This is a genomic window from Azohydromonas aeria, assembly GCF_009760915.1.
Lineage (GTDB): Bacteria > Pseudomonadota > Gammaproteobacteria > Burkholderiales > Burkholderiaceae_C > Azohydromonas > Azohydromonas aeria.
The window spans coordinates 1-13774 of record NZ_VIDQ01000007.1; the positions used below are offsets into that span (position 1 = coordinate 1).

Consider the following 13774-nt stretch of genomic DNA (forward strand, 5'->3'; position numbering starts at 1 on the left):
CCATCTGCTCCAGGAACTCGCGCTTGCGTGTGCGCTTGGTCGAAAGGTTCAACCCGAGGTCAGCCTGCTTCATGGCCTGGATGTTCGCTCAGCACACTTGCCACGGCTTTACGCAGAGGCTCCTTAGGCGGACAACGAGCGCATAAGGGAAGGTTTTTCTCAAGTTAATTTGGATTGTTCAACTCTGATTCCCCTGCCGCTCCCTCACCCCCTCCACAAATTCCCCAAACGCCCCCAACAGCGGCCCCCCGTCAAACTCGTCTCCCTCCACCACCCCCAGCGCCTGCACCGTCGCTTCCAGCGTTGAAACCTGGTCCGCCCGCCGCGCCGCGCGGATGGCGCGGTAGCGTGTCGGCAGCGGCGCGTCCAGCGACAGCCGCGGCAGGGCGGCCAGCGCCGGGTGCTCCAGCAGCATGCGCAGGCTCTTGCGCCACGTCGCGTCGATCACCACCAGCCGCAGCGGCGCTCCCGTCAGCGCCGGGGCCGGCGGCGCCGGCGCGGCGGGCACGTCCGGGTAGAGCAGCCGCGTCTCCCGCCCGGGGCGGTGCAGCAGCGCCTGCAACTCATCAGGCGTGAAGCGCTCCCCGACGATCACCTCGCAGCGCGCCAGCGACAGGCGCAGCAGCGCCACGCTGTTCTTCGCCTGGCGCTGCTCCTGCGGGTGCTGCAGCACCAGCACCTCGGTGCGGTGCGCGGTCGGCCGGGCCAGGGCGCACAGGCAGGTCATTCGCGGACGCAGGCACCGCCCGCAAACGGCGCGGCGGGGTTTGATCTCATCATTCATGCGGAAATAATCGCATGCCGGGCATGCCCAAGCTTCGCCCGGAAATCCAGGCCGTTTCTCTTTCGATTCAAGCCTCTGACGAAAATCCATCCATGCCTGCTCCCACGCCGCTCTTCACCGCCCCCGACGGCCGCCCCCGCTGCTTCTGGTGCGCCGCCACGCCCGAATACCTGCGCTATCACGACGAGGAATGGGGTTTTCCGGTTGCCGAGGACCGGCGGCTGTTCGAGAAGATTTGCCTCGAAGGTTTCCAGTCGGGCCTGAGCTGGCGCACCATCCTGGCCAAGCGGGAAAACTTCCGAGCGGCCTTCCGCAATTTCGATTTCAACGTGGTGGCGGAATTCGGCAGCGAGGATGTCGAGCGGCTGCTGCTGGACGCGGGCATCGTGCGGCATCGCGGGAAAATCGAGGCCGCCATCCACAATGCCGGCCGCGCGCGGGAATTGGTGCGGGAGGCCGGTTCGCTGGCCGCGTTCTTCTGGCGTTTCGAGCCCGCGCCGGAGGCGGCCGCCGAGCCGCAGACGGTGTCCACGTCGCCGGAATCGGTCGCCCTGTCCAAGGCGCTGAAGCAGCGCGGCTGGAAGTTTGTCGGGCCGACCACCGTGTACGCCTTCATGCAGGCCATGGGCCTGGTCAACGACCATGCGGCCGGATGCGCCGCGCGCGCCGAGGTCGAGCAGGTGCGCCAGGCGTTCCAGCGGCCCGGCAGTTCGGCATCTTGAAGACTGCGTTCGGGTTTTTTTGCGCCGTTGGCCGTAGCACGAATTCTCGGGACATGGTTCAGGTGATTCCCCAGGAATTGCCGCCGGCGCTACGGTGCATGAGCAGGATCTTGGCAATCAACTTGTCGGTCCGGAAAATCGTGGCGAGTTCGGTTCGCTCGAATTGAACAAAACATGCCGCCTGTCCCTTGCCTACGGAGTACAGGCGGCATGCACAAATTTCGCAAGCGTTCTTTGCGATTCAACGGAGGAAATGGCCATGAATCAGGGTAGCGATATCGGCAAATCGCACGGCATGCCGTCCGCCGAGACCAAGGCCGCGGCGCAGGCCGCTGAGGGTCCTGCCCGCCAGCGCTTGGCCGCAGCAGTGGCCGGCGTGGCGTTGGTGCTGGGCTGCACGATGGCGGTCGCAGCACCGGTGCAGTTGACCCGGGCGCAGTTCACGTTGCAAACCGCCGGCCTGTCCACGGTGGTCGAGAATTTCGAGGGATTCTCGATCGGCAATCAGCCCAATCCAATGACCTTGGCCAACGGCAGCTATACGTCGCCTTTCCCTTTTGTTGCTGATATCTTGGTTTTCTGCAATTCCGGTACCAATTGCCTTGTCGATCAACTGACGGCGAATCAACCCCGAACTTTCTCAATGTTCCCCGCTGGCACGTCATATTGGGCGAGTGACTTTTATGCAATCGCCTCCAATGACGAGTTTTCGGTTACCGTCGTGGGGGTCAGTGGTACGACTGTCTTCACCGGTAGCGGCGCGGCAGATTTCTGGAGTTTCAATGATGCGGCCGGCCTGTTGAGTGTTTCCTTCCGCAACCTTGGCAATTTGGGTGGAACTGGCAACTACTCGTTCGACAACGTGACGACGGCCGCGGCGGGTGCCGTGCCCGAGCCGGCTTCGTGGGCGCTGGTGGGCTTGGCTTTGGCAGCAATGGGATCGACGCGCCGCATGGCGGGGCGGCGACGCCCTTCCTGATCAGGCAGCCTGCCCGCGCGGCGCGCCGGTCGCGCGCGCCGCTTCCGCACGAGCCCATGCGCGCACCGTCTCCAGCAGCGCCGCATCCGGTGCCGTGTGCGGCACCCTGTCGCCCAGCACCGACTGCAGCCGCGCGTCGTCCAGCCCATGCGGCACGCGCCACAGGTAGGACATGTCGGCCAGCGCGCGCAGCAGCGGCACCGCCAGGCCCAGCACGCGGATCAGTCCCCAGGGCAGGCCGCCGCGCTTGAAGCCGGCCGCCGGGCGCAGGCCCAGCGCCGCGGCGGCGCTTTCCACGGCGTCGAGCACCTGGGCGCCGGTCAGCGTGTGGCCGGCGAAATGGCAGCGGAAGAAGTCGGGCAGCGCCGGCGCTTCGGCCAGCGCCACGAAGGCGCGCCCCAGGTCGGGCAGGTAGGCCCAGGCGTGCGGCACGTCCAGCGGGCCGGGATAGGTCAGCCGCCCGCGCGCCAGCGATCTGAGGATCACCAGGTCGAAGGCCGTGCCCGTGCCGTCGCCGCCGTAGAAGTCGCCCGCCGTCAGCACCGTGGCGCGCAGCGCGCCGGCGCGGCAGCGGCGCTCGATCTCGGCCTCCATCGCCACCCGCACCCGGCCATGGCGGGTGTGCGGCCGCTGCGGTGCGTCCTCCGGCGTGGGCACCGACAGGTTCAGCCCGTAGTTGTAGACGTTGCCCGGCAGCATCAGCCGCGCGCCCAGCGCCTGCGCCAGGTCCAGGGCGTGGCTCAGCAGCGGCATCGCCTCGCGCTCCCAGCGCGCGTAGTGCATGTTCAGCGCGTGCACCAACACGCCTGCGCCGGCGGCCTGCGCCGCCAGGGCCGCCACGTCGTCCACCGGCACGCGCAGCAGCCGCGCCGAAGGCGGCATGCCCGGCACGGCGTCGCGCCGCACCTGCGCCAGCACCTGCCAGCCGGCGGCGGCAAAGGCCTGCGCCGCGGCCAGCCCGATGCGGCCGTTGGCGCCCAGGATCAGGACGGTGGAGGGTGTGCTCGGGGTGTTCATGCGCGGCTCCCGCGGGGTGTGGTTGGCTTGATGGCGCCCAGTGTGGCCAGCGCGGCGGCATCCGAAAATCACCGTGCACAGCAACCCAGCCATACGCTTTCGCATGAGTGAACCGCCCGACACGCCTGCGCCGCCGCCCCCATCCGGCGCCGCGCTCGACCACTTCGACTGGCGCCTGGTGCGCAGCTTCCTGGCGGTGCTGGACGCGGGCAGCCTCATGGGCGCGGCGCGCCGGCTGCACGCGCAGCAGCCCACGCTCTCGCGCCACGTGGCGGAGCTGGAGGCGCAGCTGGGCGTGCCGCTGTTCGAGCGCACCGGGCGCGGCGTCACGCCCACGGCCGCGGCGCTGGCGATTGCGGAAGGCGCGCGCCGCATGCGCGACGGCGCCGGCGCGCTGCTGCACGCGCTGGCAGCCGCGCGCGACGCCGAGCGCGGCACGGTGCGGCTGACCGCCTCGCGCGTGGCCGCCACCTGGCTGCTGCCGCCGCTGCTGGCGCGGCTGCGCGAGGCCGAGCCGGGCATCGAGGTCGAGCTGGTCGCCTCCGACCAGGTCAGCAACCTGCTGCGCCGCGAGGCCGACATCGCGCTGCGCATGGTCCGCCCGGAGCAGGGCGCGCTGGTGGCGCGGCGCCTCGGCGAGGTGCGGCTCACCGCCGCGGCGCACGAGCGCTACCTCGCGCGCGCGGGCACGCCGCGCGAGCCCGCGGAGCTTGGGCGCCACGCGCTCATCGGCCTGGACCGTGACGACACCGTGCTGCGCGGCTTCGCCGCCATGGGCATGCCGGTCACGCGCAACGCCTTCGCGCTGCGCACCGACGACCAGGTCGCCTACGGCCAGCTCGTGGCCGCGGGCGCGGGCATCGGCTTCGTGGCGCGCTACTGCCTGCCGCACTGGCCGGGCGTGCTGCCGTTGCTGCCGCAACTCGGCATCCCGCCGCTGCCGTGCTGGCTGGCGGTGCACCGCGAGATCCACGGCAACCGCCTGGTGCGCCGCGTCTTCGACTTCCTGGCCGAGGCGGTGCCGGCGGCGCTGGAGGAGGACTGATTCAAACCCGTTCGCCGTGAGGTATCGAAGGCCGAATCCGACAGGCTTGGATGGCGGCCTTGCAGCGGGGGCCGTTCATCCTTCGATACCTCAGGACGAACGGAATACGCTACGGGCCAGCTTCAATACTTCACAGCTTTTGCGTCCCCATGAGTACCCGCCCAGACGACCCCGCCGGCCAGCCGCCGGAGCTTCACTTCGACGGCGCCATCGCCACCATCACGCTGCGCCGCCCGGCCGTGGCCAACCGGCTGGAGCTGCCGGACCTGGACGTGTTGCAGGCGCAACTGGCCGAGGTCAACGCGCGGCCCGAGGTGCTGGTGCTGCGGCTGCGCGCGCTGGGGCGGCATTTCTGCAGCGGCTTCAACCTGGGCGAGGCCGGCGAGCACATCGCCACCGCTGCCGAACGCTTCGAGGCGCTGGCCGCGGCGCTGGAAGGCGCGCGCCCGGTGACGGTGGCCGTGATCAACGGCGGCGTCTATGGCGGCGCCACCGACCTGGCGCTGGCCTGCGACTTCCGCATCGGCACCACCGCCGCCGAGATGTTCGTGCCCGCGGCGCAGCTGGGGCTGCTGTTCTACCGCGGCGGCATGGAGCGCTTCGTGGCGCGGCTGGGCCTGCCCGTGGCGCGGCGCATCCTGCTTGCCGCCGAGAGGCTTGACGCGGCCCAGATGCTGCAGCTCGGCTACCTCGACCGCGCCGTGGCCCCCGACGCGCTGGCGCAAGCCGGCGCCGACTGGTGCGCACGCCTGGCCCGCATGGCGCCGCTGGCGCTGCTGGGCATGAAGCGGCATCTCGACGCCATCGCCCGCGGCGCGCTGGACGCGCAGGCGCTGGCGACCGACATCGCCCGCGTCAATGCCTCCGAAGACCTGCGCGAGGGCGTGCGGGCGTGGCAGGAGAAGCGCGCGCCGGTGTTCCGCGGGCGCTGACCGGCACGGCGGCGCCGGCGGGCTGCACCCACTTGTTGCGAGGCGCGAACGTCTTGTTGCGATTGGGCCGCGCAGCGGCACGCCGGCTGGGCACTGCAGCACGCCTCGATCAACGACAAGGGCCAGCCGGTGCCGCACTGGCACGAGGTCTGGACGCCGGGGCCGGGCGGCTGGACGCAGGCCGTCTACAGCCGCACCCCCGACAACCCGGAGCGCGCGCTGCGCTACCAGTGCACGGCGCCGTGGTCGATGAACCAGTGGCACTGCGCTGCGGGCCGGGCCCTGAAGCCGTTCCGCGACTCGGGCGCGCCCTTCGGCTTCAAGCGCACCGACTACGCCGTGCTCGACCGCACCAACACGCTGCTGATCACGCCGCGCGGCTGGATCCACAACGAGCACAACCTCAAGCTCGACGCCAACGGCCGGCTGGTGAGCCACGAGCTGGGCTTCATCACCTACCGCCGCCTCGACGAGGCGCAGTGCCGCACCTCGCTGCCGCCGGTGTCGCCTTGAGCGGGGGCGGTCAGCGCGCCGCGTCGTCCCCGTCGTGCCGCAGCACGCGCGACGGCCGGCTGCAGACCCAGCGCGCGTACAGCAGCGCGTTGACCACCACCACGCCGACGGCCAGCAGCCACTGCAGCTCGCGCGTGAGCTCCGAGGGGTAGAGCAGTGGCAGCAGGTAGTGCTCGACGAAGCCGCCGCTGTAGCCCTGCGCGCCGGCCAGCGCGCGCAGCCGGTTCTCCAGCGGCGTGAGCGGGCACGTGGCCTCCGCCGTCTCCACGTACACGCCCCACAGCACCGCCGGCACGTGCAGCCAGGCCAGGCGCGGCCAGCGCGGCAGCAACGCCGCGCCGCCCACCACGAAAGCAATGAACAGCAGGTGCAGCAGCACCAGGCCGTTGGCCGCCCACTGGAAGTAACCCGGCGCAAATCCCATGGCGGGGAAGTATCTTCTTCGGGTTCCTCAAGGCCACCCCCGGCCCGAACGCGTTACGACTGTGAAGGCGCCGGCATTCCGCGCTTCCCGTCACGCAGGAGCGAAAACGGTCCCGTGCCGGGCAGCCGGCCGCAGCCTCCTACAAGCTGGCGATCAGCCGCAGCTGCTCCAGCTCCGCTCCCGTGTACCCCAGCTCGCGCAGCAGCGCCTCGGTGTGCTCGCCGCGCCGCGGCGCCGCTTGCGGCACGCGCGCCGGCGTGCGCGACAGGCGCGGCGCGGGCGCGGGCTGCACTTCGCCGTCCACCGTGGCGAAGGTGCCGCGCGCGGCGTTGTGCGGGTGCGCCGCCGCCTCGTCGAGGTCGAGCACCGGCGCGAAGCAGGCGTCGCTGCCTTCGAGCAGCGCGCACCAGTGCGCGCGCGGCCGGGTGCGCAGCAGCGCGGCGATGCGCTCCTTCAAGGCGGGCCAGCGCGCGTGCTCGTGCTGGCGCGCCGGGTCCTCGTCGTCCAGCCCCAGCCGGCGCAGCAGCTCGGCGTAGAAGGGCGGCTCGATGGCGGCCAGCGTGACGCAGTGGCCGTCGGCGCAGGCGTAGCTGTCGTAGAACGGGGCGCTGCCCAGCAGCAGGTTGTGCTCGCGCCGCGCCGGCCACCAGGGGCTGCCGCGCATGTGGCGCACCAGCGCGGACAGCGCCGCGGCACCGTCCACCATGGCCGCGTCCACGACCTGGCCGCGCCCCGAGCGCTGCGCCTCCAGCAGCGCGCACACCACGCCGAAGGCCAGGAACAGGCCGCCGCCGGCCATGTCGCCGACGACGGTGGGCGGCGTCAGCGGCGCCTCGCCCGCGCGCCCGGCCAGCGACAGCACGCCGCTGAGCGCGACGTAGTTCAGGTCGTGCCCGGCCGCCTGCGCCAGCGGCCCGTCCTGGCCCCAGCCCGTGACGCGGCCGAACACCAGGCGCGGCCGGCGCGCCGCGACGGCGTCGGGGCCCAGGCCCAGGCGCTCCATCACGCCGGGCCGGAAGCCCTCGATCAGCGCATCGGCCGTCTCCAGCAGCCGCCAGGCGGCCTGCAGCCCGTCAGGGTGCTTGAGGTCCAGCACGACGGAGCGCTTGCCGCGGTCGGTGGCCGTGCGCTCCAGGCCGCCCTGGGCGCCGGGCGCCGCGGCGGCGCGCTCGACCACGATCACGTCGGCGCCCATGTCGGCCAGCAGCATGCCGGCGAAGGGGCAGGGCCCCAGGCCGGCGAACTCGACGATGCGAAAGCCCGCCAGCGGGCCGGTGGAAGCGGGGGGCATGGAGGAGGTTGGCATAGGAGAGGAGGGCGGCATGCGGTCTTCCCGGATGAGGCGAGGTCCGATTCTGGCCGGCGGCACGGCGGTTGCCGCCCTTTCGGGAGCGGACCGTCCTGGTCCGCGCCAACCCCTGGAAGGACGAGATATGCCTGACGCGAAAAGCCCGGCCGGACCCGGCAAGTCCACCACCGAGCGGCGCGAAGCCGCCACCGAGCGCGAGGAACTGGAGGAGCTGATCACACCGGAGGACGAGGAAGGCCACTACAGCCGCGGCGCCCAGACCGCCGAGCGCGACGCGCACGTCGGCAGCCGCAACAACCAGGGGTCGGCGCCGAAGAGCGCGAATTCCAAGTAGGGCTGAAGCCGGGCCGGGGCGTTGCACCCGGCATCCCGGCATCCGGTCAGCCGCGACGCTTCGCACCCCGATCCGTCACTCCGGCGCAAGTCCACTGCTGTCCGGGGAAAGTTGACGGAACGCCGGCCGAAAGCTGACACGCCAGGCCCACTACTTCGTCATCCCCGCGCAGGCGGGGATCCAGGCGGTCCCCAAGTCGCCGATGGCCGCTCGGTTGGCGCGCCACGGTCCAAGGCACGGCAGGCGCTGCACGTCAGCTCAAGGCCGGCCTGGGGGCCGCCTGGATTCCCGCCTGCGCGGGAATGACGAAGTGGGGTGCGGGCTGCGCGTGCCTGCGGGCTACTGGCGTTCGCCCTCTTTCCCCTGGACAGCAGTGCGCCTGCGCGGGAATGACGGCCTTCCTTCTCCGGCCCGCGTCACGGCACGCGAGCTGACGCATCCCCCTCACCCCGCCAACCTGCCCTCCAGCTCCAGCTGCGTCAGGTACAGCCGCAGGTCGAACTCCAGCTGGTGGTACTCGGGCTCCATGTAGGCGCACAGCTGGTAGAAGGCCTTGTCGTGCTCCTGGTGGCGCAGGTGCGCCAGCTCGTGCACGGCAATCATGCGCAGGAAGGCCGCGGGCGCGTCGCGGAACAGGCTGGCGATGCGGATCTCGCGCTTGGCCTTGAGCCGCCCGCCCTGCACGCGCGAGACCATGCGGTGCGTGCCGAGCGCGTGCTGCAGCAGCCGGATCTGCGGGTCGTACTGCACCTTGGCCAGCGGCTCGCTGCTGCGCAGGTGCTGCGCCTTGAGCGCCTGCACGTAGTCCCACAGCGCGCGGTCGGTGCGCACGGCGTGGGCTTCGGGGTAGCGGCGCGCGAGCATCGCGGCGAGCTTGTCCTGGCTGATGAGCGTGCGCACCTGCTCCAGCAGCGTCTCCGGATAGCCGGCCAGGTATTTCAGCGGGAGGACGTCGGACATGGGCGGCGATGCTAGCGGCCGCGCCCGGCCCGGTCGGCGGCGGGGCCGCTGTGTGCGCTGCGGCACGGGGCATCCCGGTTGCCCACGCAATAATCCCTCGCAGTGCCGGTGCAAGCCTTACCGCCTTGCGCCGGCCGCCGCCGTGGCCGCTGCCCCTGCGCGCCGTGTCCGACATCCATGCCGAGGAGAGCCCATGACCGATCGTGCCGCGGCGCCCGCGCCGGTGCCGCCGCTGCCGGGAGCCGATACCGCGGACCAGCTGGCGCACCTGCGCCTGGCGCTGGAGGCGGCCGACACGGGGCTGTGGACGTGGGACCCGCACACCGACGCCGTGGCCTGGTCGGCCGAGACCTACCGCATCCACCGGCTGCAGCCGCACGAGTTCGACAACACCGGCGCGTCCTTCTTCGCCCTGGTGTTCCGCGAGGACCGCGCGCGCGTGAGTGCCACGGTGCGCGCGGCCATCGCGGCGCGCACGCTCTACGAGTGCGAGTTCCGCATCGTGCGCCCGGGCGGCGAGCTGCTGTGGGTGGCGAACCGCGGCCGCGCCGTGTACGACGCCGACGGCAAGCCGCTGCGCATGCTGGGCACCATCACCGACATCAGCCAGCGCAAGCGCGCCGAGGACGCGCTGCGAACGCGCGAGCGCGAGCTGCAGACGCTGGCCGACAACAGCCCCGACATCCTCACCCGCTTCGACCGCGCGCTGCGCCACGTCTTCGTCAACGTCGCCGTGGAGAAGGCCACCGGGCGGCCGCGCGCGGAGTTCCTGGGCCGCAGCAACCGCGAGCTGGGCATGCCGCCCGACCAGTGCGCGGTGTGGGACGCGCACCTGCAGCGCGCGTTCGACACCGGCGAGCCCGGCGAGCTCGACTTCGCCTTCGAGGGCCCGCTGGGCCTGCGCCACTACAGCGCGCGCTTCGTGCCCGAGTTCGGCGCCGGCGGCGAGGTCGAGCACGTGCTGGGCGTGACGCGCGACGTGACCAACCACCGCCTGGCCGAGGAGGCGCTCAAGGAAGCCGACCGGCAGAAGGACGAGTTCCTGGCCACGCTGGCGCACGAGCTGCGCAACCCGCTGGCGCCCATCCGCAACGGGCTGGAGATCCTGCGCCAGGACCCGGCGCTGCAGGGGACCGCGGCGCGGGCGGCGCACATGATGGCGCGCCAGCTCGCGCACCTGGTGCGGCTGGTGGACGACCTGCTCGACGTCTCGCGCATCAGCCGCGGCAAGGTCGAGCTGCGGCGCGAGCGCGTGGCGCTGCAGTCCGTGATCGAGCACGCGCTGGAAGCCAGCCGGCCGCTGATCGAGTCCAACGGCCACGCGCTGGCGCTGCGCGTGGCGGCCGAGCCGATCCGCGTCGATGGCGACCTGACGCGGCTGGCGCAGGTGGTGAGCAACCTGCTCAACAACGCCGCCAAGTACACGCCCGCGGGCGGCTGCATCGAGCTGTGGGCCGGCGTGGAGGCGGGCCAGGCCGTGGTGCGCGTGTCCGACGACGGCATCGGCATCGCCCCGGACATGCTGCCGCGCGTGTTCGACCTCTTCGCCCAGGCCGAGGGCGCGCGCCACCGCGCGCAGGGCGGCCTGGGCATCGGGCTGTCGCTGGTGCGCCGGCTCGCCGAGATGCACGGCGGCAGCATCGAGGCCCAGAGCGCCGGCGCGGGCCGGGGCAGCGTTTTTACTTTGCGCCTGCCTCTGTCCCAAGCGGATGCCGAGGCGCCAGCGCCGGTGCCGCTGGCCGAAGTGGACATGCCCGGGCGCGCCGCGCGCCGCGTGCTGGTGGTGGACGACAACGTGGACGCCGCCGACAGCCTGGCGATGATGCTGCAGCTCATCGGCCACGAGGCCCGCGCCGTGCACGACGGTGCCGCAGCGCTGGAGCAGGCGCCGGCGTGGCAGCCCGACATCGTGCTGCTCGACATCGGGCTGCCCGGGATGGACGGCTACGAGGTGGCGCGGCGGCTGCGCGCCGACGCGGCGCTGGCCGGCACGCTGCTGGTGGCGCTCACCGGCTGGGGCAGCGAGGCCGACAAGCGCCGCAGCGCCGAGGCCGGCTTCGACGCCCACCTGACCAAGCCGGTGGCGCTGGGCGACGTGGAGGCGGTGCTGGCGCGGGTGCCGTCCACGGGGCCGGACGTGGTGGCGGCAAAGTAGCGTTGAATCGCGCCTTATCGAGTCTTCGCACCCCGTGTTCCGTTCGTCCTGAGGTATCGAAGGATGACGGCCCGAGCCGCGGTGCCGCCATCGCAGCCTATCGGATTCGGCCTTCGCTACCTCAGTCCGAACGGCTCGGAGGGCTGAAGCTCCCAGCCTTCGTACCAGCCTGACGGCTTCACCCTTCGATACCTCAGGGCGAACGGGATTGGTGTTCGAGGGCCAAATTCGATACCTGTCAGGCCGTCAACGCCTCCTCCGACAGCCCCTTCTCCAGCTCCGCGATGCCCGCCGGCAGGTCCAGCGCCGCGCCGGCGTGCTGCACGCTGGAACCCAGCGCGTGCAGGGTGCGGAACAGGTTGTGGGCGCGGCTCTGCTCGCCCATCTGGCCGATGCGCACGATCTCCAGCCCGAAGGAGCCGGAGATCTCCACGCGGTGCACGCGGGACATGTGCGCGCGCACCGCGTCGGCCGACACGCCCGCGGGCACCTTGATGCCGATGACGGAGTTCAGCCGCGCGGCCTGCGGCACCAACAGCTCCAGCCCCATGGCCTCGATGCCGCGCTGCAGCGCCAGGCTGCACACGCGGTGCCGCTCGAAGCGCCGCGGCAGCGTCTCGTCCACCACCAGGCGCAGCGCCTCGTGGATGGCCAGCACCCCCGACACCGGCGCGGTGTAGTGGTAGGACTTCTTGTTCCAGAAGTTGTCGGCCAGCCGCGCGTCCAGGCACCAGTGCGGCATGAGCTGGCGGCGGCTCTCGATCTTGCGCCAGGCCTTCTCGGACAGCGCCAGCAGCGACACGCCGGGAATCGACGACAGGCCCTTCTGGCCGCCGGTGATGACGGCGTCCACCTTCCACGCGTCCATCTCCAGCGGCATGGTGCTGAGCGTGCACACCGCGTCCACGATGGCCAGGCAGCCGCGCGCGTCGGCCAGCTTCGTGATCTGCTCCAGCTCGCGGTTGCACACGGTGTTGGAGGTTTCACCTTGCACGATGGTGACGACCTTGTAGTCGCCGCCCCGCAGCGCCTCCTCGACGCGCGAGGCCAGGGCGTATTCGAAGTCGGGCACCTGCAGCACCGTGACCTCGCCGCCCACGCGCGTGGCCATCTCGGCCATGCGGCGGCTGAAGTAGCCGTTGCACACGCACAGCACCCGGTCGCCGGGGAAGACGAGGTTGGCGATGGCCATCTCCATGGCCGCCGAGCCCGGGCCGGCCACACCCAGCACGTGGGCCGAACCGGTCTGGAACACGTAGCGGCCCATGGCCTTCACCTGCTCGATGACCCGGTTCATGGTCTCGCCCAGGTGGTTGATGACGATGGAGTTGGCGTAGGCGACCTTGTGCGGGATGGGCACCGGGCCGGCGCCCATCATCAGCAGCGGTTCCTGGGGCAGGATCTCGTCGAGCGATTCGACGCTGGGGGGCGGCAGGGTGGGCATGGCGCGTAAGACTTGAAAGGCTGGGCCCGGGATTGTCCTCCGGCCAACCTTTCGACAGGCCCAGGGCGAACGGGATGGGTCAGCGCCGGTACTCGTCGAGCATCAGCCGCCCCGGCGCGCCGGCGCGCTGCAGCCAGTCGTCGAGGAAGGGCTCGCCCACGGTCTTGCGCAGCCCGGTGAGCAGCGCCTCGGGCGGCTCGGCCACTTCCACGCCCACGTCCTTGAGCCGCGCCAGCGCGCGCCGGTGGCGCGCCTCGGACTGCTCCCAGCCGCGCTTCTCGGCCGCCAGCGCGGCCTTGACGACCACCTTGCGCAGGGATTTGTCCAGCGCCTCGAAGGCTTTCACGTTCATCAGCACGCCGTGGCGCGGCGCCCAGGCCTGCAGGTCCAGGAACACGCCGCCGCCCTCGGCGGACGTGCCGCCCGCCAGCGCCTCGGCCGGCACCAGCGCGGCCTGCAGCTGACCGCCGTGCAGCGCCCTGGCGGCCTGCGCTTCAGGCAGCGCCACCGGCTTCGCGCCCACCAGCTTGGCCATGCGCTCGCCCGCCGGGCTCCACGTGCCCCAGGCCAGGCCGCGCAGCGCCGGCAGGTCAGCGGCCGGCTGCTTCAGCGCCAGGCCCACCGGCGGCGACGGGATCGAATACAGCATCACCACGCCCTGGCCAGAGAGCTGCTTGCCCAGCGGCACGCGCTGCGCCTGGTAGAGCCGGCGCGCGGGCTCGTGGCCGCGCGCCAGGAAGGGCAGGCTGTCCAGGCCGAATCCCGGCCACTCGGACTGCAGCTCGGCCAGCGCCACGTCGCCCAGCTGCGCCGCGTTCCTCTGCACCGCGCGCTTGACGGCGGGCGACTTCAGGCTCGCATCGGGCTTCACCTCCACCTTGAGCCGGCCTTCGGATGCGCTCTCAACTTCCCGGGCGAACTGCAGCAGCGTCTCGGTGTGGAGGCTCGCGGCCGGCCAGGGCGTGGCGACGCGCCAGGTGATGGATTCGGGCGCGTCGGCCGTCTTCGGGGCGGGGGCGTCGGCGGCCAGCGCCGGGGCGCCGAGGGCGCCGCCGGCCAGGGCCAGCGCGGCCAGCAGGGGTTTCAGCATGGGACTCCTCTTGAAAGTTGCATCGGCCGTGGCCAGTGGCGACGACCGGGTTCCGCGGTCGGGGCT

General features: G+C 71.8%; 14 protein-coding genes. 7 read left to right on the top strand and 7 right to left on the bottom strand.

Annotated features, from left to right (window positions below):
• Window positions 1-178: 178 nt before the first annotated feature.
• Window positions 179-784, bottom strand: coding sequence for a tRNA-uridine aminocarboxypropyltransferase (locus FJ694_RS06075; RefSeq protein WP_157265222.1), 606 nt, complete (start codon window positions 782-784; stop codon window positions 179-181).
• A 92-nt stretch (window positions 785-876) separates the two neighbouring features.
• On the opposite strand from FJ694_RS06075, the gene FJ694_RS06080 reads away from it, so the two are divergent.
• Both FJ694_RS06080 and FJ694_RS06085 read left to right on the top strand, forming a co-directional pair.
• Complete coding sequence (locus tag FJ694_RS06080; RefSeq protein ID WP_157265331.1) at window positions 877-1506, top strand: DNA-3-methyladenine glycosylase I; 630 nt, start codon at window positions 877-879, stop codon at window positions 1504-1506.
• A 94-nt stretch (window positions 1507-1600) separates the two neighbouring features.
• Window positions 1601-2485, top strand: a complete 885-nt coding sequence (locus FJ694_RS06085) for a PEP-CTERM sorting domain-containing protein (RefSeq protein WP_157265223.1) — start codon at window positions 1601-1603, stop codon at window positions 2483-2485.
• On the opposite strand, the gene FJ694_RS06090 is transcribed toward FJ694_RS06085, so the two are convergent.
• Window positions 2486-3502 carry an NAD-dependent epimerase/dehydratase family protein gene (locus tag FJ694_RS06090; RefSeq protein WP_157265224.1) on the bottom strand — a complete coding sequence of 339 codons (1017 nt, stop codon included), beginning with the start codon at window positions 3500-3502 and terminating at the stop codon, window positions 2486-2488. It lies immediately after the preceding gene.
• Between the two features lie 103 nt (window positions 3503-3605).
• Here FJ694_RS06090 and FJ694_RS06095 point away from each other — a divergent pair, with 103 nt between their 5' ends.
• The 3 genes from FJ694_RS06095 (at window position 3606) to FJ694_RS06105 (ending at window position 5992) form a co-directional block, all read left to right on the top strand.
• Entirely contained in the window at window positions 3606-4547 is a 942-nt protein-coding gene (locus FJ694_RS06095) for a LysR family transcriptional regulator (RefSeq protein WP_157265225.1), read from the top strand.
• A 149-nt stretch (window positions 4548-4696) separates the two neighbouring features.
• The gene (locus tag FJ694_RS06100) at window positions 4697-5479 is read left to right on the top strand and encodes an enoyl-CoA hydratase/isomerase family protein (RefSeq protein ID WP_157265226.1); all 783 of its coding nucleotides are present in this window, start codon (window positions 4697-4699) and stop codon (window positions 5477-5479) included.
• Window positions 5480-5608: 129 nt separating this feature from the next.
• On the top strand, window positions 5609-5992 hold the full coding sequence (locus tag FJ694_RS06105) for a DUF6607 family protein (protein WP_157265227.1): 384 nt from the start codon (window positions 5609-5611) through the stop codon (window positions 5990-5992).
• 10 nt (window positions 5993-6002) lie between these two features.
• Here the strand turns inward: FJ694_RS06105 and FJ694_RS06110 are convergent, their stop codons facing one another.
• Both FJ694_RS06110 and FJ694_RS06115 read right to left on the bottom strand, forming a co-directional pair.
• Entirely contained in the window at window positions 6003-6416 is a 414-nt protein-coding gene (locus tag FJ694_RS06110; protein ID WP_157265228.1) for a DUF2784 domain-containing protein, read from the bottom strand.
• 139 nt (window positions 6417-6555) lie between these two features.
• Window positions 6556-7707 (bottom strand): CaiB/BaiF CoA transferase family protein, encoded by a 1152-nt coding sequence (locus FJ694_RS06115; RefSeq protein ID WP_157265229.1) that lies wholly within the window; start codon window positions 7705-7707, stop codon window positions 6556-6558.
• A gap of 142 nt (window positions 7708-7849) precedes the next feature.
• On the opposite strand from FJ694_RS06115, the gene FJ694_RS06120 reads away from it, so the two are divergent.
• Window positions 7850-8059 carry a hypothetical protein gene (locus FJ694_RS06120; protein ID WP_157265230.1) on the top strand — a complete coding sequence of 70 codons (210 nt, stop codon included), beginning with the start codon at window positions 7850-7852 and terminating at the stop codon, window positions 8057-8059.
• 444 nt (window positions 8060-8503) lie between these two features.
• Here FJ694_RS06120 and FJ694_RS06125 read toward each other — a convergent pair whose 3' ends face one another.
• On the bottom strand, window positions 8504-9019 hold the full coding sequence (locus FJ694_RS06125) for a YgjP-like metallopeptidase domain-containing protein (RefSeq protein WP_157265231.1): 516 nt from the start codon (window positions 9017-9019) through the stop codon (window positions 8504-8506).
• 193 nt (window positions 9020-9212) lie between these two features.
• Between FJ694_RS06125 and FJ694_RS06130 the strand changes: the two genes are divergently transcribed.
• Window positions 9213-11174 carry a hybrid sensor histidine kinase/response regulator gene (locus FJ694_RS06130; RefSeq protein WP_198320733.1) on the top strand — a complete coding sequence of 654 codons (1962 nt, stop codon included), beginning with the start codon at window positions 9213-9215 and terminating at the stop codon, window positions 11172-11174.
• 238 nt (window positions 11175-11412) lie between these two features.
• Here FJ694_RS06130 and FJ694_RS06135 read toward each other — a convergent pair whose 3' ends face one another.
• Both FJ694_RS06135 and dctP read right to left on the bottom strand, forming a co-directional pair.
• On the bottom strand, window positions 11413-12618 hold the full coding sequence (locus FJ694_RS06135) for a pyridoxal-phosphate-dependent aminotransferase family protein (protein WP_157265233.1): 1206 nt from the start codon (window positions 12616-12618) through the stop codon (window positions 11413-11415).
• Between the two features lie 79 nt (window positions 12619-12697).
• Window positions 12698-13708: a TRAP transporter substrate-binding protein DctP gene (dctP, locus tag FJ694_RS06140; RefSeq protein WP_157265234.1), complete on the bottom strand. Its 1011-nt coding sequence runs from the start codon at window positions 13706-13708 to the stop codon at window positions 12698-12700.
• Window positions 13709-13774 lie beyond the last annotated feature (66 nt).

Bases quoted from the DNA above. Each gene is read 5' to 3' on its own strand.
- FJ694_RS06115 (WP_157265229.1), bottom strand. From the start codon at position 7,707: ATGCCCCCCGCTTCCACCGGCCCGCTGGCGGGCTTTCGCATCGTCGAG.
- FJ694_RS06090 (WP_157265224.1), bottom strand. From the start codon at position 3,502: ATGAACACCCCGAGCACACCCTCCACCGTCCTGATCCTGGGCGCCAAC.
- FJ694_RS06135 (WP_157265233.1), bottom strand. From the start codon at position 12,618: ATGCCCACCCTGCCGCCCCCCAGCGTCGAATCGCTCGACGAGATCCTG.
- FJ694_RS06095 (WP_157265225.1), top strand. From the start codon at position 3,606: ATGAGTGAACCGCCCGACACGCCTGCGCCGCCGCCCCCATCCGGCGCC.
- FJ694_RS06100 (WP_157265226.1), top strand. From the start codon at position 4,697: ATGAGTACCCGCCCAGACGACCCCGCCGGCCAGCCGCCGGAGCTTCAC.
- FJ694_RS06120 (WP_157265230.1), top strand. From the start codon at position 7,850: ATGCCTGACGCGAAAAGCCCGGCCGGACCCGGCAAGTCCACCACCGAG.
- FJ694_RS06125 (WP_157265231.1), bottom strand. From the start codon at position 9,019: ATGTCCGACGTCCTCCCGCTGAAATACCTGGCCGGCTATCCGGAGACG.
- FJ694_RS06130 (WP_198320733.1), top strand. From the start codon at position 9,213: ATGACCGATCGTGCCGCGGCGCCCGCGCCGGTGCCGCCGCTGCCGGGA.
- FJ694_RS06110 (WP_157265228.1), bottom strand. From the start codon at position 6,416: ATGGGATTTGCGCCGGGTTACTTCCAGTGGGCGGCCAACGGCCTGGTG.
- FJ694_RS06080 (WP_157265331.1), top strand. From the start codon at position 877: ATGCCTGCTCCCACGCCGCTCTTCACCGCCCCCGACGGCCGCCCCCGC.
- dctP (WP_157265234.1), bottom strand. From the start codon at position 13,708: ATGCTGAAACCCCTGCTGGCCGCGCTGGCCCTGGCCGGCGGCGCCCTC.
- FJ694_RS06075 (WP_157265222.1), bottom strand. From the start codon at position 784: ATGAATGATGAGATCAAACCCCGCCGCGCCGTTTGCGGGCGGTGCCTG.